Below are 21,649 nucleotides of genomic sequence, written 5' to 3'. Positions count from 1 at the left end.
ACTGCATGCGATGTGATTACTTCACACGGCCTACGTATTCAGCTGAACGCGTATCAACTTTGATCACTTCACCGATAGCGATGAATAGTGGTACACGTACAACGGCACCTGTTGATAGTGTTGCTGGCTTACCGCCTGTACCTTGAGTATCACCTTTCAGGCCAGGATCAGTATCTGTAACTTCAAGCTCAACGAAGTTTGGTGGCGTTACTGCGATTGGGTTACCGTTCCACAGTGTTAGCGTACAAGTGTTGTTTTCAACCAACCACTTCGCGTTTTCACCAACAGCTTTAACGTCAGCAGCGATTTGCTCGAACGTTTCGTTGTTCATGAAGTGGTAGAACTCACCGTCGTTGTAAAGGTAATCAAGATCAGTATCGATTACGTCTGCAGCTTCAACAGTTTCACCAGACTTGAAAGTCTTCTCCAGTACTTTGCCTGAAAGTAGCTTACGGATCTTAACGCGGTTGAACGCCTGGCCTTTACCTGGCTTAACAAATTCGTTTTCGATAATGACACATGGTTCATTATCTAGCATAATTTTCATTCCGCCGCGGAATTCATTGGTGCTGAAAGACGCCATTTCTATCCTCTTAACATCTTCGAGTTGAATTTAATGCCGCACATGATAACCCGAAACGCATCAACTGTTGAGCAAAACTGGCTCAAAGAGCTCTCTAATGCGATTTCAGATCCGTTTCTGTTGCTTGAAACCCTACAAATCGACCCACAACCTTGGCAAAAAGGGTTAGCAGCCAAAAAACTGTTTGCACAGCGTGTGCCTATGAGCTTTGTCGAAAGAATGGAAATAGGCAACCCTCATGATCCGCTATTGCGTCAGGTGCTGCCATTAGAGCAAGAGTTTGAAGTGCATGACGGCTACAGTCTCGACCCACTTGAAGAGCAAAACAACGCGACCCCAGGCTTGCTACACAAGTATAAAAATCGCGTATTGATGATAGTGAAAGGTGGCTGTGCGGTGAACTGTCGCTACTGCTTCCGTCGCCACTTTCCGTACGATGAAAACAAAGGCGGAAAACGCCAGTGGCAAACTAGCATCGATTACATTGCTGCTCACCCAGAGCTCAACGAAGTGATTTTGTCGGGCGGTGATCCTTTAATGGCGAAAGATCATGAGCTGGCATGGTTGATCCAAATGATCGAGCAAATCCCACATATTAAACGCCTGCGCATTCACTCGCGTTTACCTGTGGTGATCCCAAACCGTATCACCGATGAACTGTGTGCAACCTTGGCAGAAAGCCGCTTACAGTGCATCTTAATCACCCATATCAACCATGCTAACGAGATTTCACCAGCGCTTTGCGAGGCGATGGCAAAACTCAAACGCGCTAACGTGACGTTATTTAACCAAGGTGTGCTCTTAAAAGGAGTCAACGATAGCGTCACTGCACTGGTTGATTTAAGCGAAGCGCTGTTCGATGCGGGTATTCAACCTTACTACTTACATGTCCTCGATAAAGTCCAAGGTGCCGCTCACTTTATGGTGGACGATAACCAAGCCAAACAGCTAATGGCTGGCGTGATGAAAGAGGTATCGGGTTACCTCGTGCCTAAGCTAACCCGTGAAATTGGCGGGCGCAGTAGCAAAACGCCACTCGACCTTCACCTCGAATAACCCATCAACATGTAGCCCCAAACAATAGGTGCCTAACAGATCTGGGCACCTAAAAAACTGCCACCTTAAACTTCTTTGCATACCGCTCTGCACGCCAATCAATGCCGTCAATCATTGTTTTGCATATCAATCTTTATAATTGGCGTCACTTCTGACCCAAAACAAATCTGCCCTTGTTATCGATCGCTTAAAAATACTGCGAAAAGCACCTCTTTGCTCTCATCCATTTAATCTTCCCAAGCTTCTTGTCGCTCCATTCATACGCAAACATATGGAACCAGCATCACACAAACAAGAAGCTTTAAAGTATAACGATGAATATCAATTGGACGCTAAAAACAAAGCTGGCGGCGCTATTTGCGACCATGGCTTTACTCATAACACTTTCACTTTCGTATTTTTCATACCAGACACTCAAGTCATCGACCTTAGACGGCATCGACTCTGAGCTGAAAACGGCGGTATACGCGACCCAGCAAATCATTGGCCGTGATCGCCACAATGATCTTGAAAACGGCAAACAATTTTACGATGAACTGAGCCGCCAGCTAACCGAGTTTACCCAACAGTCAGGCTTAGATTGGGCTTACTCAACGGTGATGCGTAACGGTCGCGTTTACTACACCTACATCAATCAAAGTAACGAAGAAGCGCGCAACGGTTATTACAAAAACTGGTTCCAAGAAGAATACGATATCGTGCCAGCCATGCTGAACGAGGCGTTCCGTACCCAACAAATCCAATTCGAAGAATACCAAGGTGAGTTTGGTCGCTACCGCTCGATTTTCGTGCCATTCCACACTGCCAATGGTGAACTTTATGTCATTGGTGTTGATCTCGCGCTGCGCGACATTGACGCTCTTCTTGATAAAGAACTTAAGCAAATTTGCCTGACAGCTTTCATCATTCTGGCGCTGTCATTACTGGCTGGTCGTTTGATCGCCGAACGCATTGTGGCACCAATCAATGCACTGAATCGCGTACTGATGAACATTGCCAACGGTGACTGGAACCTAACACAACGTGTGCCTGTAACCAGCCAAGACGAAGTTGGCATGATGTCATCGGCGTTCAACACCTTTATGGCTGCCCTGCGCGAGCGTCTATTGGAAGTAAACCAATCAACCGAAAGCGTCGCAGCCATCACCGCTCAGCTTGACCAAGTAGTGGATGACGTTACCAAACGCTCAGTAGAACAAGCTGAAAATGTGAGTAGCAGTGCCGCAGCGATTGAAGAGCTCGCAACCAGCTCACAAAGCATCACTGAAGTGGTTTCACTATCGAACACCAAAATGGCGCACTTTGAACAGCACACCCAAAACACGGTTGGAGCAATCAACAACGCGGTTTCTGGCATGCAGCGCGTACAAGAAGAAACTAATGTCGTGGCTTCACAACTGGAACAGCTTGATAGCCGTGCCAGCGAAATCAACTCGATTGTTGAAGTGATCAAAGGCATTGCTGAGCAAACCAACCTATTGGCATTGAACGCGGCAATTGAAGCTGCGCGTGCTGGTGAACAAGGCCGTGGTTTTGCGGTAGTCGCCGATGAAGTACGTCAACTGTCTGAGCGTACCGCCAAAGCCACCGTTGAGATCGGCACCATGATCAACACCATTCAAAACGACACCAGTGGCGCGACGGAAACCATGCAGCAAGCCGTCAACCAAGTTGATAGCTGTGTGCAACATGCCGATACCGCTAACCAATCTCTGAACGGCTTCCGTACGGAAATCAACACAGTCGCAGAGGGAATGGAAGAAATTACCGAGTCGGTGAAAGAGCAAGCTTATGCCTCTGAACACCTGTCTTCAAACGTCGCCAATCTGAGCAAGAGTGCCGACGAAAACCGTTTATCAACTCAAGACGCACAACAAGGGGTTGAAGAGCTCAAGCGCAGAGCTTCTGCGCTTCGCGATGTTGTGCAGCTTTTTACGCTTTAACTTCACCCCATACGACACACAATAAAAACAGGAGATATCCTTTGAAACTTAAACTAAGCCTTGTTGCGCTAGCACTTATGGGTCAAACCGCGGCACACGCTGCACCACTACTGGTTGATTTCGACAACCAAGAACGTGAAGAACGCATTCAATCAAGCAACGCATGGCTAGAAATTGATACCCAAGCATTCTCGAACAACATCCAGCTACTTAAGCAGGATCTAAAAGGCGATACAAAAATCTGTGCCATCATGAAAGCTGACGCTTACGGCAACGGTATCGCTGGTCTTATGCCAACTATCATTGCTAACCAAGTTCCTTGTGTAGGTATCACAAGTAACGAAGAAGCACGCGTTGTTCGCGAGCAAGGTTACCAAGGTAAAGTGATGCGTGTTCGTGCAGCAAGCAAGAACGAAATCGAAGGCGGTCTGAAGTTCGACATCGAAGAACTGATCGGTACTAAATCACAAGCTGATCAAATCATCGAAATCGCTGCAGCGAACCACACCACTATCCCTGTTCACCTTGCACTGAACACTTCAGGTATGGGTCGTAACGGTCTGGATCTAACAACTTACGCAGGTCAAGTTGAAGGCGTACAAATCGCTGGCGATCCAAACCTAGAAATCGTGGGTATGATGACGCACTTCCCGAACGAAGATATCGCAGAAATCAAACGTAAAGTTGAGCGTTTCAAAGTTGAAACTCAATGGTTGATGGACAGCGCTGATCTTGATCGCGAAGACATCACGCTACACGTAGCAAACTCTTACATCACGCTAAACGTTCCAGAAGCACACCTAGACATGGTTCGCCCAGGCGGCATGCTATACGGTGATGCACCAGCTAAACCACCTTACCAGCGTATCGTATCGTTCAAAACACGTGTTGCATCGCTGCACCATTTCCCTGCTGGTAGCACCATTGGTTACGGTAGCACAGCAGTACTAGAGCGTGACTCTGTACTAGCTAACCTACCTATCGGTTACTCTGACGGTTTCGCTCGCTCTCTAAGCAACAAAGCAGACGTACTGATCAACGGTCAACGTGCTCGCATCGTAGGTAAAGCGTCAATGAACACCATCATGGTAGACGTGACTGACATCCCTTCAGCGCAAGCGAACGACGAAGTTGTGATCTTTGGTCACCAAGGTTCTGAAGAAATCACAGCAGGTGAAACTGAAGACAAGAGCGGTCGCATCTTGCCTGAACACTACACCATCTGGGGCGCAACTAACCCACGCGTTTACCGCTAAGTTATCCCCCTTTTATCTCCAAGGTCAGCCTCCGGCTGGCCTTTTTTATTGCCGTAAAAACATTGATGGTGACGATAAAAAAATATCATCGCCAGAACGCTCGATTTTCCTCCCATTTCAGCGCATAGTCGCCGTCCGTTCAGCAGTGGGCAAATAAGGCCAAAGGAAGTTCGCCAAACTTCTCCCTGCTGTTTTTTATTTCCCTTTTGTCGCGAGTAACGCAATGAAAATTGGCATTCTTTCCCAAAACGAAAATCTCTACTCAACTCGTCGTCTTCGTGAGGCTTGCGAAGCCCGCGGACACGAAGCGGTGATCATCAACGCCCTGCGTTGTTATATGAACATTAACTCGGTGCAGCCCTCGATCCATTTTGAAGGCAATGATTTAACCGGTTTTGATGCCATTATTCCGCGCATTGGTGCTGATATAACGTTTTATGGATGCTCGGTATTGCGTCAGTTTGAAATGATGAATGTGTTCCCTGTGAACCCTTCTATCGCTATTTCTCGCTCTCGCGACAAACTACGCTCGCTACAGCTATTGAGCCGTAAAGGCATTGGTATGCCAATTACGGGCTTTGCCAGCAAACCTGACGATGTGCCAGACCTTATCAAAATGGTTGGCGGTGCTCCGCTAGTGATCAAGCTATTAGAGGGTACCCAAGGGATCGGCGTGGTATTGGCTGAAACTCAAAAGGCTGCGGAAAGCGTAATTGAAGCTTTCATGGGCCTGAAAGCCAATATCATGGTGCAGGAATACATTAAAGAAGCCGGTGGTGCTGATATCCGCTGCTTCGTCATTGGTGACAAAGTGATTGCTTCTATGAAGCGCCAAGCTGCTGAAGGCGAGTTCCGCTCTAACCTTCACCGTGGCGGTAGTGCATCATTGATCCGCATTACCCCAGAAGAGCGTAAAACCGCAGTGGCGGCCGCAAAAGCGATGGGGCTGAGTGTGGCTGGTGTTGACTTACTGCGCTCTGAGCGTGGTCCACTGGTGATGGAAGTGAACTCCTCGCCGGGCCTAGAAGGCATTGAAGCGGCAACAGGTAAAGACATCGCAGGCATGATTATCGAGTACATCGAAAAAAATGCGACGAAGAAGCGTCGTCAACTTCAGCACCAAGAATGATCAATAACGGTTAAACGGATTTTTTTAGCCACAAAACCTCTCTGCGAATGTCTCATTCGCTTTAATCAAAAGCAGCTGTTAACAGCTGCTTTTTCTTTATCGAGCTTCACACATTGCTTCGCAATAACAGCCGTACAGATTTAACAACCAAAAGCAGCGAAAAGGTGAGCATTTAAAGCACCTCTAACCCTTCGCTTACACTCGCACTTAAACCACTGATATTAAACAATTTATTTATGTGCAGCTTTTCAGGCTTTTTACCCGACAAACTCATCGCAGCTATATTTGGCCTATCACTAACGATTTACTGATCAATTGAAAGGCTTTCTTTGGAATCTGTACAGCTTTTCTCACAAAGAACAGTAAAAAGATAACCATGTTTCACCATAGATAATCAAGCCAACAAAGCCGCCATTAAGTTATTGTTTTAATTTGATTTAATATTACGTGCAGCTTTCTTTGCTTTTTTCCCGATAAACCCTGCACAACCATTGGCATTGATTCATCTCTTCTAAATCTACCCCAAATAAGAAAAGTACCTTATCTCAATATACTGGCTCACAATGCCCTGTTCTGACCATTTTCACTGTACCTTCAACAACACAGCGGCTTGGATACATTTCCCTGTACAGCTTTCCACAGCAAAGACAGCGAAAAGATGAGCAATTTAACACCCTAGTTTCAGAAACTAACACCTCTAGCTTAACTTATTGTTTTCATTTGTTATTTTTCATGTGCAGCTTTCTCGGCTTTTTCCCAAGTGAACTCGGTACAAACTCATTACACGGTATTGCATGACAGGTTGATCCATTGAGACGAATTAAAAGCAGTAAAACAGAAAAGGGGGGAGGGATGAGAGAAGAGATAGCAAGAAACAAAACTGGGTAGCATTCTACCCAGTTTGAAGACGGTTAATAATCAAGTAGTTATAGTAAGTTGTTTTGTTTAATGTACTCACTCAGCTTATGTGCAATGGTTTTATGCTCTTGCACTGTCGGATGCCAGATACAACCTTCAAGTGGTGACACAAACACATGGCTATACACGCCCTCCAGCCCTTTAGCCGTTAATATCGCGATAGCGTCATTAGTCGCTGGAATAATGTAGTCATATGGGTATGCCGGACGTGGCATTAAAATAACATTTACGCCGTCATAACGAGATTTAAGCTCTTCAACGAACGATACCATTCGATGAACCCAATCCACTTTCACTTCGTCGATATCTTGCCATGGCTCATGAGGCAGCGGATCAGTGCTAAAGTCGTTAGTGCCAACTTCAATGACAATTAAGTCTGGCGCCGTATCTTCAAATGCAGCGCTTTGACCAAACACAGCACTCGCCTTATCGGCATAATAGGTCAAATCATGGTATGGCTGATTTCCGTTCCAGTTGCGGATTAACCCTAAGCCCGAAAACGATATCTGCGTAATACTAGCATCAAGCGCAAGCCCAGTTTGATAAGGAAATGCAAGTCGAGCGTTAGATGTGGCGTAGACTTCTTCCCACGTGCATTCACGTTTGTTCGACTCACTACCAAAGCCAGCACTGATTGAGTCACCAATAAATAAGATATGCGGCTGATCACGCCACACACCTTCGAGATAACCGTCATGCTCAATCGAAATTAGCTCGCTCATCGCTTCGTAGTTTTCAGTTCGCTTGACCAGTTCAATCACTACATTTTGCTCAGTCTCGCTGTCAAACAACAGATACGTTTCAACACCGCTGCCAACATGGGTGATCAATTTATTCGTCAACTGACCATCGATAACCACATCAAAATGATCACCTTTACCTGCCATCGTCACCGAAAGCTGGCGTCCGACAAAACGTGTCTTGAGTTTGGTGCCCGGCCAACTAATTTGAACCTTACCCGAAGCGTAATCTTTCACACTACGCCCTTCATATTGCAGTGCATAGTGCGTGGCTGGCACAAGATGCGCAGCAACACAACTCGACGCCACCAGTAAACATAGCGATGCTAATAGCTTGTACATGTGAATCCCTCATTTTGGTATCAGAATCTTGCTGGTTATTTACAACCGTTTAATAAAATCAATTTATAAACAACCAAGCACATATACAAAACAGACATCAAATAACGAACAAAGGAATGGAAAGATTTACGGGAGAGATAGCAGCAATGAGGATATATAAGTTACCAAGCTACAAATCTTTTTGAGCTTACACGTTATTCTTAATCTTCAAGGCTAATCATTTTCGACAAGCGTAAAAAAGCCGAGGTATAAACCCTCGGCTCTTTAACCTATGTCGCACATAGGTGGTCTAGCTCAGCGCTGTCATTGAGTCATACAGCAAAGAGATAGTCGGCTATCACATCATGCCGCCCATACCACCCATACCGCCCATGCCACCCATATCAGGCATTGCTGGTGCGTCTTTCGCTGGTAGGTCAGTAACCATTGCTTCTGTTGTGATCATCAGACCCGCTACAGACGCTGCGAATTGAAGTGCAGAACGCGTTACTTTTGTTGGGTCTAGGATACCCATTGCGATCATGTCGCCGTATTCGCCTGTTGCTGCGTTGTAGCCGTAGCTACCTTCGCCGCCTTTCACGTTGTTTGCAACAACTGACTCTTCGTCACCTGCGTTACGTGTGATTTGACGAATTGGTGCTTCCATCGCACGAAGTGCAACACGGATACCTACGTTTTGCTCTTCGTTGTCACCTTCTAGGTTAACAATCTTAGAAGCAGCACGGATAAGCGCAACACCACCACCAGCTACAACACCTTCTTCAACCGCTGCGCGAGTTGCGTGTAGTGCATCTTCTACGCGATCTTTTTTCTCTTTCATTTCAACTTCAGTTGCTGCACCAACTTTGATCACTGCAACACCGCCTGCTAGCTTAGCAACGCGCTCTTGTAGTTTCTCTTTGTCGTAGTCTGAAGTTGCTTCTTCGATTTGTTGACGAATTTGTGCAACGCGACCTTGGATCATCGCTTCTTCACCAACACCGTCGATGATAGTTGTTGCTTCTTTAGTGATAGTGATGCGTTTCGCTTGACCTAGATCTTCTAGTGTTACTTTTTCAAGCTCTAGACCTACTTCTTCAGAAATCACAGTACCCGCAGTTAGAACGGCGATGTCTTGTAGCATCGCTTTACGACGGTCACCGAAACCAGGCGCTTTAACCGCTGCCACTTTCACGATACCGCGCATGTTGTTCACAACTAGTGTTGCCAGTGCTTCACCTTCTACGTCTTCTGCAACGATTAGCAGTGGACGAGATGCTTTAGCCACTGCTTCTAGCGTAGGCAGTAGTTCGCGAATGTTTGATACTTTCTTATCAACAAGCAGGATGAATGGGTTTTCTAGATCAACGCTGCCCGCTTCTTGGTTGTTGATGAAGTAAGGAGACAGGTAACCACGGTCAAACTGCATACCTTCAACAACGTCTAGCTCGTCTTGTAGCGCTTGACCTTCTTCAACAGTGATAACACCGTCGCGGCCAACTTTTTCCATTGCTTCAGCAATGATGTTACCTACGCTTGAGTCAGAGTTCGCAGAGATAGTACCTACTTGTGCGATAGCTTTAGTGTCAGCACATGGTACAGAAAGCGTTTTTAGCTCTTCAACTGCAGCAACAACAGCTTTGTCGATACCGCGCTTAAGATCCATTGGGTTCATGCCAGCAGCAACCGCTTTTAGACCTTCGTTTACGATAGCTTGTGCAAGCACAGTCGCCGTTGTTGTACCGTCACCCGCTGCGTCGTTTGCTTGAGACGCAACTTCTTTAACCATTTGCGCGCCCATGTTTTGGAACTTGTCTTCAAGTTCGATTTCGCGCGCTACAGATACACCATCTTTAGTGATAGTTGGTGCACCGAAAGATTTGTCTAGTACCACGTTACGGCCTTTAGGGCCCAGTGTTACTTTTACTGCGTCAGCTAGAACGTTAACACCTTCTAGCATTTTTACGCGTGCATCATTACCAAATTTTACGTCTTTAGCAGCCATCTTTTTTTCCTTTCTAAATTCGATTTTCTTTGTCGTTGTGATTCAGAGTGAATTACTCAACGATTGCTTTTACTCGACAATAGCCATGATGTCGTTTTCAGACATGATCAGAACTTCTTTACCGTCGATCTTTTCAGTCTTAGTGCCGTAGCCTTCAGCGAAGATCACAGTATCACCAACTTTCACGTCCAGTGGTTGAACTGTACCGTTTTCAAGAATGCGGCCTTTGCCCACAGCAAGGATCACACCGCGTGTTGATTTTTCAGCAGCAGAGCCAGTTAGAACGATGCCACCCGCAGACTTAGATTCAACTTCTTGGCGTTCAACGATAACTCGGTCATGTAATGGACGAATATTCATCGGTCGTCTCTCCTGATTTTGGTAATATCAATAGAATTAAGTGAGTAAGAATATAAAGGCGCTTACTCTTTAGATAAATAGCATGTTGGGTCTTTTTTTCTGATCCCAAGCCTTTCAAGGGAAATATTTGCAAAATTTCTTCGAGAACTTTTGCCCCGTCACATTCTTTGCTTTAGGGTGAGCGAGCATCTTGCTTTCGAGACTCTTATGACGTTACCAAAAAAGCCCGATAAACACGGGATCCTCACTGCCCCGATCGATGACGTTTTACGCCGTTTAACCGTACCTATGATTTTCGGCATGGTCGCGATCCTGATGTTTAATCTGGTCGATACTTTCTTTATTTCACTGCTCGGCACCGAAGCCTTAGCAGCGGTCAGCTTCACCTTTCCTGTCACCTTTGCGATGAACTGCATCACCATGGGGGTCGGCGTGGGGCTGTCGACTTCGATTGGGCGCTTACTCGGTAAAGGGGATATGGCGTCAGCGGCACGCTTTTCCAGTCACGGGCTACTGCTGGCGGTACTTTTGATGCTTACGGCATCCGTCGCCGGACTCTTTACGATAGAACCACTATTTAGCTTATTAGGCGCATCGCAAGCACTGCTACCTATCATCGAGCAATACATGACGGTGTGGTATATCGCCATTCCACTATTGGTGATCCCAATGGCAGGTAATAGCGCCATTCGAGCCACTGGCGATACCAAAACCCCCGCCAAGATCATGATGCTAGCCGGGTTGATCAACGGGATCTTAGATCCTTTATTGATCTTCGGTTTGGGTCCATTTCCTGAATTAGGCGTGCAAGGTGCCGCCATCGCCAGTGGCATGAGCTGGGGCGTGGCTTTGATCGGCTCGTTATACGTCTTAATTGCACGAGAAAAACTTCTAGCCTGGCCTGAAGTGACGAAACTAATGCAGGATTGGCGACAAGTACTGCAAGTTGGCACCCCTGCTGGCTTATCCAATGCCTTAACCCCGTTATCGGGGGCATTAATGATGACCATCTTGGCAGCCCAAGGCACCACATCGGTCGCCGCTTATGGTGCAGCCATGCGGATCGAATCGATTTTGATCATTGTGATGATGTCGCTTGGCTCGGCGTTAATGCCATTCATGGCGCAAAACTTAGGTGCCAATAACCCCAACCGCGCTTTCTCGGCGCTGTTCTTGGCGATGCGGTTTGCGATTGTGTTCCAATTGCTGGTGTTTGTGATGATGGTGCCACTGAGTTGGCCGTTGTCAGCCCTATTTAGCCAAGATGTTGAAGTACAAAATTTGCTGTGGCATTACCTGATTGTGGTGCCCTTTAGCTACGGCTTACAGGCAGTATGTATGTTGTTGATCAGCGGACTCAATGCGATGCATCAGTCGATGAAAGCTCTAATTTGGAACTTGTTACGCCTATTTGCGTTCTTGTTACCTGCCGCATGGCTGGGTAGCCAACTTAATGGCACTGAAGGGCTATTTATTGGTATTGCGATCGCCAACATCTTCAGTGGCATTGGCGCTTACTTGTATGCCATTCGCCTGCGCCGACAACAGTTGGTGATCAGCGCTTGATCCCCACAGGCTAAATTGCGTTAGCCACAGTACTCATCTCGCCTAAAAACAGCGACAAAAAAAGCAGCCTTGGGCTGCTTTTTCTATTCATATGTTGAAACAAATTTTCGGTGAAAGAATATTAATGAAGACGCGGAGAATCGTCGTCTTTTTTGTTTTCATCCTTTCGTTCAAACTCACCGTCGAACACATCACCGGATTCATTACGGCTACGACTAAACGGATCTTGCTGATCGAATGGACCTTGTTGATGTTGCTGAAAACCTTGTCCACCACCGAACGAACCGCTAAAACCAGCACCTGAGCCCATGCTTTGTACCTTCACTCGGCTCATCAACTGTTTGGCTAAATATGCACGTGGGGCTGGCAATAATACCGCCATACCTAAGATATCCGTCATAAAACCAGGGGTTAACAGCAGCACACCTGCAACGGCTAACATAACGCCCTCAACAATCTGCTGAGCGGGCAGTTCGCCTTGCTGTAAGCGGCTTTGTACCGATAGCAGGGTCGCAATACCTTGGCTACGCACCAGTGAAGCGCCCACGATAGCGGTTACTAACACTAAGCCAATTGTCGGCCACATTCCGAGCACGCCACCCACTTGAACAAACAGCGCGATCTCGACAATCGGTACGACAATAAAAAGAAACATTAAAATAGGAAACACGACTTACCTCTTGTGGTGGTCTGTGATGAAACTGCCCTGCAATAATTGCGCATGACAGCGTGAATAATTAGCAACTCTATAAACTATGCGGCTATTGTCGCATTTTTCAATTGTCTGTGTTTAGATGGCGTCGGCAATATTACAGATGCACATAAACAAACCTTTCACATTTTATAATAATTAGACATTTTTTAGCTCAATGAACCTGTCTATTTTTAACAGCGAATGTGAGTGAGATCTCGTTTTTGTGCAAATAAAAATAGCCCATCCAAAAAAGTGATCTGGGTTATGTTTTTACCCCTAAAGGGGAGTATTATCAGCCTCAACTAAGGTGTCAGGTACGATCATCTAGCCAACACTTCTGCGGAATGGACTCTGAGCTCAGAACTGGCTAAACATTTGAATTTTTTAGCAGATTCCCCAAAAGGCTACATTTATGTCTCAGATGATTGATCTAGAAAAAAACGAAGCAGCAGTTAATGTTGCAACCCGCATTGAAGAAGATCTACTTGGTGAACGTCACGTTCCAGCTGACGCTTACTGGGGCATTCACACTCTTCGCGCTGTTGAGAACTTCAACATTTCAAAAACCACTATTTCAGATGTACCAGAGTTTGTTCGCGGTATGGTTTTCACTAAGAAAGCTGCTGCAATGGCGAACAAAGAACTTGGCGCTATTCCTTCTGAAGTAGGCGACTACATTATTAAAGCATGTGATGTGATCCTAGAAACAGGCAAGTGCATGGATCAATTCCCATCAGATGTATACCAAGGCGGTGCTGGTACTTCTGTTAACATGAATGCTAACGAAGTAGTTGCTAACCTTGCACTAGAACTAATGGGTAAAGAGAAAGGCGAATACGACATCGTTAACCCTAACGATCACGTAAACAAGTCTCAATCTACTAACTGTGCTTACCCAACAGGCTTCCGTATCGCGGTTTACAACAGCATCATCAACATGCTGGAAGCACTTGAGTACCTAAAAGGTGCTTTCGATGCGAAAGACAAAGAATTCGCTAGCGTTCTAAAAATGGGCCGTACCCAGCTTCAAGACGCTGTACCTATGACTGTAGGTCAAGAATTCCACGCGTTCGGCGTTCTTATCAAAGAAGAAATCAAAAACCTTAAGCACACAGCACAACTTCTTCTTGAAGTTAACCTAGGTGCAACAGCGATCGGTACTGGTCTAAACGCAGCAACAGGTTACCAAGAGCTATCAGTTCAGCGTCTAGCTGAAATCACTGGCCTACCATGCACACCAGCAGAAGACCTAATCGAAGCAACTTCTGACTGTGGCGCTTACGTAATGGTTCACGGTGCACTTAAGCGTACTGCTGTGAAACTGTCTAAGATCTGTAACGACCTACGTCTACTATCTTCAGGCCCACGTGCTGGTCTAAACGAACTAAACCTACCTGAAATGCAAGCTGGTTCTTCAATCATGCCAGCAAAAGTTAACCCAGTAATCCCAGAAGTGGTTAACCAAGTGTGTTTCAAAGTAATTGGTAACGACACGACGCTAACATTCGCAGCAGAAGCAGGTCAGCTTCAGTTGAACGTAATGGAGCCAGTGATTGGTCAAGCTCTATTTGAGTCAATCGACCTAATCAAAAATGCCGCTATCAACCTAACTGACAAGTGTATTTCTGGTATCACTGTGAACAAAGAAGTATGTGAAAACTTCGTGTTCAACTCTATCGGTATCGTAACTTACCTAAACCCATTCATTGGCCACCACGAAGGTGACATCGTAGGTAAGATTTGTGCTGAAACTGGTAAGAGCGTACGCGAAGTTGTTCTAGAGCGTGGTCTTCTAACTGAAGAACAACTAGACGACATCTTCTCAGTTCAAAACTTGATGCACCCAGAATACAAAGCGAAACGTTACAACTAATCGTAACAAGCCTCGCACGATAAAATTTGGCGGATATTCAGGACGAGTGTCCGCCCTTCTTTGCTACAGATTCCCTTCTTTTATTTTTATTTTTTTATTTTCATTTGATTAACTTTTAGACAGGAAAAATCCCATGATTGGAGTAGAACTCTTTGTCGTTCTCGCGTTCATTTACCTCGGAGCGCGTATCGGCGGTATTGGTATCGGTTTAGCTGGTGGTGCTGGTGTTATTGTGTTGTCACTGTTACTTGGTGTACCAACCAGCCAGTCTTTTATCCCGGTTGATGTAATCCTTATCATCATGTCAGTAATTACCGCAATCGCAGCCATGCAGGTTGCAGGTGGTATGGACTGGCTAGTGGAAATTGCGGAAAACTTCCTTCGCAAAAACCCTAAACACATTACTTTCTACGCGCCTATCGTGACATACCTAATGACACTGATGGCGGGTACAGGTCACACTGCATTCTCAACTCTACCAGTTATTGCAGAAGTGGCTAAAGAGCAAGGCGTACGCCCTTCTCGTCCTCTTTCTATCGCGGTTGTAGCATCACAAATCGCTATCACAGCATCGCCAATTTCAGCGGCAGTTGTGTTCTTCTCAGGCATCCTAGAGCCACTAGGCGTGGATTACCTAACCCTACTGGCTATTTGTATCCCAACCACTTTCCTTGCGTGTATGGTGGGTGCATTCGTTGCTAACTTCCTTGGCTGTGAGCTAAAAGACGATCCGATTTACCAAGAGCGTCTTGAAAAAGGCATGATCAAGCTGAAATCAGGTGAGAAACGCGAAATTCTACCAACAGCAAAAACAGCTACTTACATCTTCCTAGCGGCTATCGCATTTGTAGTATGCTACGCAGCAGCAATCTCAAGCTCTGTAGGTCTGATTGAAAACCCAGCACTTGGTCGTAACGAAGCGATCATGACGGTAATGCTAGCGGCAGCAGCGGCTATCGTAACCTTCACTAAGATTGATGCATCGAAAATTGCAGCAGCACCGACTTTCCGCTCTGGTATGACAGCGTGTGTGTGTGTACTGGGTGTAGCATGGTTAGGTTCAACGTTTGTTAACGCTCACGTTGACGGCATCAAAGAAGTGGCGGGCTCGCTACTACAAGATTACCCATGGATGCTAGCTATCGTTCTATTCCTTGCATCTATGCTGCTTTACTCTCAAGGTGCAACCACCACAGCACTAATGCCAGCAGCACTAGCGATTGGCGTAGCACCACTAACAGCGATTGCTTCTTTCGCAGCGGTAAGTGCACTATTCGTACTACCGACTTACCCAACGCTGCTAGCGGCGGTTGAGATGGATGACACAGGTTCTACCCGTATCGGTAACCTAGTATTTAACCACCCATTCTTTATTCCTGGTGTGGTAACTATTTCAACGTCAGTGGCTCTTGGTTTCGTTTTCGGCGGTATGATGCTGTAATCGCTTAACCAAGCACTCAACGTCATAAGGCTGCCTTCGGGCAGCCTTTTTTATATCTCTTTTCATAAGCCGTGTTGAGACGCTCTACACCTGACAGTCTTTTCACTCCACGATTGCACTTTCCACCAACGCTTGTGGCAATAAACACGGGCTACCTAGCCTGCCATTCAAAGCTCATACAAACCCTATCAAGATCGCATCACGGCAGTATCAAGCCCTTATGAAAACCACATAAAAAACATATGAAAACCATATAAAAACAAAGGGGAAAACAGCAAGCAGGCAAGGCTAGATAACCAGAAGTTAGCAGGTACTTACTATCGATAAATAGTAATAAGAAACAAGATGAGTAAAAAGAGAGAATGAAAAATAGCGTTACGAATTTAACGGCTTAAGAGGAAGTCATTGAGAGAGAAAACAGGGTAGAATGGAGATTATTGTCTCCGCCCCATCCTAGGGCGAAGACGGAACACAAACGGATTCCCATCGCTTGTGTTCGATGCGAACAAGTCACCATCCCAAGTGGCTTATTCGCAATGTCTCAGTTTTTGCTACAGCTCAGGTTCAAGACAGGAAAACCTGAGCCCTAATAGTAATCAGACAGCTCCCGGTACGATAGAGGTAAAAGTGTGATGCAGCGTTCCAAAAATGGTATGAAGTTAGATGATCTCCGTACTCTGATTGCAATAGCGCAACACGGAAGTTTTCGAGCGGCGGCTTCTTCACTGGCTATTCCACCTGCCACGCTAAGCCGTCGTCTACAACGGTTAGAAGATACTTTAGGTAGCCAATTGGTGATCCGCGATAGCCGTAATGTCGCCCTAACACCGCTGGGCAAAAGCTATGTCGAACGTTGCCAGCCGCTCATTGCGAGCCTAGAAGCAGCCACCAGCGAAATTCAAGACTGTAGCCACGACACCCCACGCGGCGCGTTACGTGTCTCAGCCCCCGTCGGCTTACTGACTTACCAACTGATGCCGCTGTTTAATCAATTTCTGGCACAATACCCAGAGATCACCTTGTCGCTGACCCATTTATCCAACCAGCAACACGATTACAGCCCAGAGCAATACGATGTCGCTTTTCGGGTAGGTCAGCAGCCAGATTCAAGTTTTGCCGCCGCAGCTATTGGCGAGTCACAGCGCATTTTGGTCGCCTCACCATCGTATTTATCACAACACGGTACACCTAGCTCACCGAGCGAACTAGAACAGCATGCCCGCTTAGCCAGTGTGCCAGAGTTTGAGTGGGCACTTACTTGCAAAGATACAAACAAGACAGTACGACTGCACTCGCCAGTACGTATAGCAATTGCCGATCTCAACAGTGTGATGCAAGCCGCCATCAACGGTTTAGGTATCGCCTGTTTACCTAACTATGTGGTCGCCAGTGCTATCAAGGAGCAACAACTGGTTACCCTGATGCCTGATTGGTATTCACCACCGCGCCCTATTTATATGTTGTATCAACGTATGGGATACATACCGCTGCATATCAGCTTATTCGTTGATTTTATGAGAAATGCGCTGGCAAAAAACGACTAAGCTAACCAATGCGTGAGTGCTTACTTACCCATTTCATAATTAGCGTCTGATCAAGCTCCGATCTTAGGTGTTAACAAATTGATCTCTCTAAATGGCGGTGCTAGCGTAATATCAACCTGATCAAGTCGTTGTGATTAGGTTGGTATAAGAAAAGGAAGCAATAGATGGATACGGACGCCCATTACACGATTGTCATTGCCGATGATCACCCGCTGTTTCGCAATGCCTTGTTCCAATCGGTCCACATGGCGTTCAGTGGTGCAAACCTACTCGAAGCTGACAGCTTAGGCTCGCTCCTCGCCCTACTCGACAAAGAGCACGACGTTGACCTGTTATTGCTCGATCTCAAAATGCCCGGCGCCAATGGCATGTCTGGTTTGATCCAACTGCGGAGCCAACACCCAGACCTACCTATCGTGGTCATTTCAGCCAGTGAAGAGCACACTGTGATCAAACAAGTACGTAGTCACGGTGCATTTGGCTTTATTCCGAAATCAAGCGATATGCGCGCTTTAGTCGCCGCCCTTAATCAAGTATTAGAAGGGGAGCCGTTTTTCCCTGAAGGGATCAGCGACGATGATGAACAGTCTGATCTGGCAGAAAAAATTGCCGCCCTGACACCACAACAATACAAGGTGCTGTGCATGCTGTCAGATGGTTTGCTCAATAAACAAATCGCTTATGACCTCAATGTGTCAGAAGCAACAATCAAAGCCCATATGACTGCAATTTTCCGCAAGTTAGAGGTAAAAAACCGCACTCAAGCCGTAATTTTGCTACAACAAATGGAACTGTGACGTTTTCTAACCCAACTTCACTTTACCAATGCTGAAAATCAGTAAACATCACACCTGGCTGACTTAGTTAACTCACCACTCGACTATCAGCTTAAATTACAAAAATAGCAGTTTATGCCATAAATATAGCAGCAAAAATGCTGCTATATTTATCCAAACAGCCTTCTTGTCCCGTTTTCACTACTCGATAAACCAGCCTCATATTTAAGGTTAACCAAAGCTCACCAACAGGATATCCATCAAGATTTAGTTACAACTTAAATGCAATAAAAACACGTCATAGCAAAGATAAAACACATACTTTTGCTATACTCAAGCCTTACCAAAGCTAAAATATAAATAGTAAACACTTATCTATCTTCATATCCCTTTTTGATTACATTGTTGGAGGCGACTTTGCTCAGCGCGTTAGTTACTCAATTTGTACTCATTTGGGCAGTGGTTGATCCTGTTGGCTCAGTCCCTGTTTATCTGGCTCAAACCCATCATTTAACCCCACATCAACGTCGACTTGTTGCCCTTAAAGCGGTCGCCATTGCCACTGGCGTGTTGCTGTTCTTTATTGTGGTAGGGCAAATCCTGCTAGAAGCAATGCAGATCCCGCTAGCGGCTTTTCAGGCTGCAGGCGGCTTAGTACTGCTGCTCTTTGCCCTCACTATGATTTTTGGTGAAAGCAAGGTCGAGCAAGAATGTAAACTCAGCCAACAAGAAGTGGCTCACAGCGAACTCAGCAATTTGGCGGTCTACCCTTTGGCGATCCCTTCTATCGCGTCACCCGGCGCCATGATGGCAGTGGTTATGCTTACCGATAACAACCGCTACGCCATTGGCGATCAATTCATTACCACCTTGGTCATGCTGAGCGTATTGTTGATCACCCTGCTGCTGTTACTCGGGGCCAATAAAATCCAAAAGTACATTGGCAATGTCGGGGCTGCGATCATCAGCCGCGTGATGGGATTGATCTTAGCGGCTGTGGCAGTCAGCAACTTACTGGTCGGGATCAAAGATTTTTATACCTTAGGCTAACGCCTCCCCCCATGTTAGACCTTCGGCTAATACCGACTTTTCCCCACCTTATCGTTCTCGTTATCAATGTCACAAAATCGCCGCTTTTGCGGCGATTTTTGCCTTTTGCGCTCGACTAAAGTTGCACAGCCTGTTTCTCCTATCGTTGCTATTGTCGTTACGTAACATTTTTTTAACACCCTTTGGTGTGTCATTTTCCGTAACGTGTAGAAGGAGAAAACAATGGCGTTTGAATCCAAGGAGCATGCACAAGCCTACTGGCGAGAAAACCTTGCCACCATGGGATCGCTACTGGCGATCTGGTTTCTAGTCTCGTATGGCGCAGGCATCGTATTTGTCGATGCCCTTAACAACTTCCAAATCGGTGGCTTTAAGCTCGGATTCTGGTTCTCACAACAAGGCGCTATCTACACCTTCGTCGCCCTGATCTTTGTTTATGTAGTGCGGATGAATGCACTGGATCGTAAATTCAACGTACAGGAAGACTAAGCATGGATATTCAAACTTGGACCTTTATTCTGGTCGGTATTACCTTCGCACTCTATATCGGAATTGCAATATGGGCACGCGCAGGCTCCACCAGCGAATTCTATGTCGCTGGCGGTGGTGTTCACCCTGTCGCTAACGGTATGGCAACTGCAGCGGACTGGATGTCAGCGGCCTCTTTCATCTCAATGGCGGGTATTATTTCTTTTGTTGGGTACGACGGTGGGGTGTACTTAATGGGCTGGACTGGCGGCTATGTATTGCTCGCGCTCTGCCTTGCTCCTTACCTGCGCAAATTTGGTCAGTTTACGGTGCCCGATTTTATCGGTGAGCGTTATTACTCGAAAACCGCTCGTATGGTTGCGGTCTTCTGTGCCATCTTCGTCTCCTTCACCTATGTAGCCGGTCAGATGCGCGGCGTAGGCGTGGTGTTCGCCCGTTTCCTTGAAGTCGACATCAACATGGGGATCATCATCGGGATGGGCATCGTGTTCTTCTACGCGGTACTCGGTGGGATGAAAGGCATCACCTATACCCAAGTTGCTCAGTACTGTGTGTTGATCTTTGCCTTCATGGTCCCAGCAATCTTTACCTCGCTGATGATGACAGGCACTCCCATTCCACAAATCGGCTTTGGTTCGACACTCGCAGGTAGCGAAACCTACTTACTAGAGAGACTCGATGGCTTAACTCAAGAGCTCGGGTTTACCGCCTATACCGACGGCTCCAAAAGTATGGTCGATGTGTTCTTCATCTGTGCCGCACTCATGGTGGGCACTGCGGGTCTACCCCACGTGATTATCCGCTTCTTTACCGTCCCTAAAGTGTCTGACGCCCGCGTTTCTGCTGGCTGGGCATTGGTCTTCATTGCTGTGCTTTATACTACAGCGCCAGCGGTAGCCGCTTTTGCTCGCGTGAATATGATCGACACCATTAACGGCCCAGACATGCAAGGTGTAGCGGCAAGTGAAGCCCCAAGCTGGTACCAAAACTGGGAAAGTACAGGACTGGTGTCGTGGGAAGATAAAAATGGCGATGGCAAGATGTTCTACTCGGGCGATGAACGTAACGAAATGAACATCAACCGTGACATCATCGTACTGGCAAGCCCGGAGCTAGCGCAATTACCTAACTGGGTAGTCGCACTACTGGCAGCAGGAGGTCTGGCGGCAGCACTTTCAACGGCAGCGGGTCTACTGTTAGTGATCTCAACCTCTATCTCACACGACTTGCTGAAAAAAGGCCTCAAACCAGATATGACCGATAAACAAGAGCTCATGGCTGCGCGTATTGGTGCCGCTGTAGCCATTGTCGGCGCTGGGTATTTAGGGATCAACCCACCCGGTTTCGTTGCTCAAGTAGTCGCCTTCTCGTTTGGCTTAGCCGCCGCTTCATTCTTCCCTGCCATCATTTTGGGGATCTTCTACAAGCAAATGAATAAGGAAGGAGCGATTGCAGGCATGCTGACCGGTATTACTTTCACCGCGGCATACATCATCTACTTCAAATTCATCAACCCTGCAGCAAGTACTCCTGAAAACTGGCTGTTTGGCATTAGCCCTGAAGGGATTGGTACTTTAGGCATGTGCCTGAACTTTGTTGTAGCCATAGTGGTAAACAAATTCACCGCAGAAGTACCAACAGAGGTGCAAGATATGGTGGAATCGATTCGCTACCCGAAAGGTGCAGGCGCAGCTCACGACCACTAAGTAAAATCAATCACAGTCAATGCCAAAACAATGACTCCTTACGATTGATATTACAAATAATAAAAAAACGGCGCCAACAAAGCGCCGTTTTTTTATATTCTACATTTGTAATTAAAAAGCACATTCAAATATTTGACGCAAAATAAAAGCTTAACCCTAAAGGGTTAAACTATCCGTCTTTATTTGCGTCATAGTTCTG

17 protein-coding genes are annotated in these 21,649 nt (G+C 46.4%); 12 read left to right on the top strand and 5 right to left on the bottom strand.

Going from position 1 to position 21,649, the window contains the following annotated elements; genetic code table 11:
• Positions 1 to 16: 16 nt before the first annotated feature.
• The gene (efp, locus tag A3K86_RS09925; protein ID WP_068330746.1) at positions 17 to 583 is read right to left on the bottom strand and encodes an elongation factor P; all 567 of its coding nucleotides are present in this window, start codon (positions 581 to 583) and stop codon (positions 17 to 19) included.
• 33 nt (positions 584 to 616) lie between these two features.
• Here efp and epmB point away from each other — a divergent pair, with 33 nt between their 5' ends.
• The 4 genes from epmB (at position 617) to rimK (ending at position 5,967) form a co-directional block, all read left to right on the top strand.
• Positions 617 to 1,639 carry an EF-P beta-lysylation protein EpmB gene (gene epmB, locus A3K86_RS09920; protein WP_068330745.1) on the top strand — a complete coding sequence of 341 codons (1,023 nt, stop codon included), beginning with the start codon at positions 617 to 619 and terminating at the stop codon, positions 1,637 to 1,639.
• A 314-nt stretch (positions 1,640 to 1,953) separates the two neighbouring features.
• On the top strand, positions 1,954 to 3,582 hold the full coding sequence (locus tag A3K86_RS09915) for a methyl-accepting chemotaxis protein (RefSeq protein ID WP_068330744.1): 1,629 nt from the start codon (positions 1,954 to 1,956) through the stop codon (positions 3,580 to 3,582).
• A gap of 41 nt (positions 3,583 to 3,623) precedes the next feature.
• Positions 3,624 to 4,838 (top strand): alanine racemase, encoded by a 1,215-nt coding sequence (gene alr / locus A3K86_RS09910; protein ID WP_084406558.1) that lies wholly within the window; start codon positions 3,624 to 3,626, stop codon positions 4,836 to 4,838.
• A gap of 223 nt (positions 4,839 to 5,061) precedes the next feature.
• Positions 5,062 to 5,967: a 30S ribosomal protein S6--L-glutamate ligase gene (gene rimK, locus A3K86_RS09900; protein ID WP_068330742.1), complete on the top strand. Its 906-nt coding sequence runs from the start codon at positions 5,062 to 5,064 to the stop codon at positions 5,965 to 5,967.
• Between the two features lie 926 nt (positions 5,968 to 6,893).
• On the opposite strand, the gene A3K86_RS09895 is transcribed toward rimK, so the two are convergent.
• From A3K86_RS09895 to A3K86_RS09885, 3 genes are all read right to left on the bottom strand, one after another.
• Positions 6,894 to 7,967 carry an SGNH/GDSL hydrolase family protein gene (locus tag A3K86_RS09895; RefSeq protein ID WP_068330741.1) on the bottom strand — a complete coding sequence of 358 codons (1,074 nt, stop codon included), beginning with the start codon at positions 7,965 to 7,967 and terminating at the stop codon, positions 6,894 to 6,896.
• 337 nt (positions 7,968 to 8,304) lie between these two features.
• Positions 8,305 to 9,951: a chaperonin GroEL gene (gene groL, locus A3K86_RS09890; RefSeq protein ID WP_068330740.1), complete on the bottom strand. Its 1,647-nt coding sequence runs from the start codon at positions 9,949 to 9,951 to the stop codon at positions 8,305 to 8,307.
• Between the two features lie 69 nt (positions 9,952 to 10,020).
• A complete protein-coding gene (locus A3K86_RS09885) occupies positions 10,021 to 10,311 on the bottom strand; it encodes a co-chaperone GroES (RefSeq protein WP_068330739.1) in 291 nt (96 codons plus the stop codon).
• 207 nt (positions 10,312 to 10,518) lie between these two features.
• Here A3K86_RS09885 and A3K86_RS09880 point away from each other — a divergent pair, with 207 nt between their 5' ends.
• Positions 10,519 to 11,877, top strand: coding sequence for an MATE family efflux transporter (locus A3K86_RS09880; protein ID WP_068330738.1), 1,359 nt, complete (start codon positions 10,519 to 10,521; stop codon positions 11,875 to 11,877).
• A gap of 121 nt (positions 11,878 to 11,998) precedes the next feature.
• Here the strand turns inward: A3K86_RS09880 and A3K86_RS09875 are convergent, their stop codons facing one another.
• A complete protein-coding gene (locus A3K86_RS09875; protein ID WP_068330737.1) occupies positions 11,999 to 12,547 on the bottom strand; it encodes an FxsA family protein in 549 nt (182 codons plus the stop codon).
• A 436-nt stretch (positions 12,548 to 12,983) separates the two neighbouring features.
• Here A3K86_RS09875 and aspA point away from each other — a divergent pair, with 436 nt between their 5' ends.
• From aspA to A3K86_RS09840, 7 genes are all read left to right on the top strand, one after another.
• Positions 12,984 to 14,444 (top strand): aspartate ammonia-lyase, encoded by a 1,461-nt coding sequence (gene aspA, locus A3K86_RS09870; protein WP_068330736.1) that lies wholly within the window; start codon positions 12,984 to 12,986, stop codon positions 14,442 to 14,444.
• Positions 14,445 to 14,577: 133 nt separating this feature from the next.
• Positions 14,578 to 15,885, top strand: coding sequence for an anaerobic C4-dicarboxylate transporter (locus tag A3K86_RS09865; RefSeq protein WP_068330735.1), 1,308 nt, complete (start codon positions 14,578 to 14,580; stop codon positions 15,883 to 15,885).
• A gap of 632 nt (positions 15,886 to 16,517) precedes the next feature.
• Positions 16,518 to 17,429: a LysR family transcriptional regulator gene (locus tag A3K86_RS09860; RefSeq protein ID WP_068330734.1), complete on the top strand. Its 912-nt coding sequence runs from the start codon at positions 16,518 to 16,520 to the stop codon at positions 17,427 to 17,429.
• A gap of 164 nt (positions 17,430 to 17,593) precedes the next feature.
• Positions 17,594 to 18,226 (top strand): response regulator transcription factor, encoded by a 633-nt coding sequence (locus A3K86_RS09855; RefSeq protein WP_068330733.1) that lies wholly within the window; start codon positions 17,594 to 17,596, stop codon positions 18,224 to 18,226.
• A gap of 396 nt (positions 18,227 to 18,622) precedes the next feature.
• A complete protein-coding gene (locus A3K86_RS09850) occupies positions 18,623 to 19,255 on the top strand; it encodes a MarC family protein (protein ID WP_068330732.1) in 633 nt (210 codons plus the stop codon).
• Positions 19,256 to 19,477: 222 nt separating this feature from the next.
• A complete protein-coding gene (locus A3K86_RS09845; protein ID WP_068330731.1) occupies positions 19,478 to 19,744 on the top strand; it encodes a DUF4212 domain-containing protein in 267 nt (88 codons plus the stop codon).
• Positions 19,745 to 19,746: 2 nt separating this feature from the next.
• Positions 19,747 to 21,450, top strand: a complete 1,704-nt coding sequence (locus A3K86_RS09840; RefSeq protein WP_068330730.1) for a sodium:solute symporter family protein — start codon at positions 19,747 to 19,749, stop codon at positions 21,448 to 21,450.
• The last annotated feature ends 199 nt before the right edge of the window (positions 21,451 to 21,649 follow it).

This window comes from Photobacterium jeanii, assembly GCF_001650345.1.
In the GTDB taxonomy this organism is placed as follows: domain Bacteria; phylum Pseudomonadota; class Gammaproteobacteria; order Enterobacterales; family Vibrionaceae; genus Photobacterium; species Photobacterium jeanii.
This window is presented reverse-complemented; position numbering and strand designations above follow the sequence as displayed.

What these genes read in the sequence shown, in the direction of transcription:
- efp (WP_068330746.1), bottom strand. Translation starts at nt 583, where the DNA reads ATGGCGTCTTTCAGCACCAATGAATTCCGCGGCGGAATGAAAATTATG.
- epmB (WP_068330745.1), top strand. Translation starts at nt 617, where the DNA reads ATGCCGCACATGATAACCCGAAACGCATCAACTGTTGAGCAAAACTGG.
- A3K86_RS09915 (WP_068330744.1), top strand. Translation starts at nt 1,954, where the DNA reads ATGAATATCAATTGGACGCTAAAAACAAAGCTGGCGGCGCTATTTGCG.
- rimK (WP_068330742.1), top strand. Translation starts at nt 5,062, where the DNA reads ATGAAAATTGGCATTCTTTCCCAAAACGAAAATCTCTACTCAACTCGT.
- A3K86_RS09895 (WP_068330741.1), bottom strand. Translation starts at nt 7,967, where the DNA reads ATGTACAAGCTATTAGCATCGCTATGTTTACTGGTGGCGTCGAGTTGT.
- groL (WP_068330740.1), bottom strand. Translation starts at nt 9,951, where the DNA reads ATGGCTGCTAAAGACGTAAAATTTGGTAATGATGCACGCGTAAAAATG.
- A3K86_RS09885 (WP_068330739.1), bottom strand. Translation starts at nt 10,311, where the DNA reads ATGAATATTCGTCCATTACATGACCGAGTTATCGTTGAACGCCAAGAA.
- A3K86_RS09880 (WP_068330738.1), top strand. Translation starts at nt 10,519, where the DNA reads ATGACGTTACCAAAAAAGCCCGATAAACACGGGATCCTCACTGCCCCG.
- aspA (WP_068330736.1), top strand. Translation starts at nt 12,984, where the DNA reads ATGTCTCAGATGATTGATCTAGAAAAAAACGAAGCAGCAGTTAATGTT.
- A3K86_RS09865 (WP_068330735.1), top strand. Translation starts at nt 14,578, where the DNA reads ATGATTGGAGTAGAACTCTTTGTCGTTCTCGCGTTCATTTACCTCGGA.
- A3K86_RS09860 (WP_068330734.1), top strand. Translation starts at nt 16,518, where the DNA reads ATGCAGCGTTCCAAAAATGGTATGAAGTTAGATGATCTCCGTACTCTG.
- A3K86_RS09855 (WP_068330733.1), top strand. Translation starts at nt 17,594, where the DNA reads ATGGATACGGACGCCCATTACACGATTGTCATTGCCGATGATCACCCG.
- A3K86_RS09845 (WP_068330731.1), top strand. Translation starts at nt 19,478, where the DNA reads ATGGCGTTTGAATCCAAGGAGCATGCACAAGCCTACTGGCGAGAAAAC.
- A3K86_RS09840 (WP_068330730.1), top strand. Translation starts at nt 19,747, where the DNA reads ATGGATATTCAAACTTGGACCTTTATTCTGGTCGGTATTACCTTCGCA.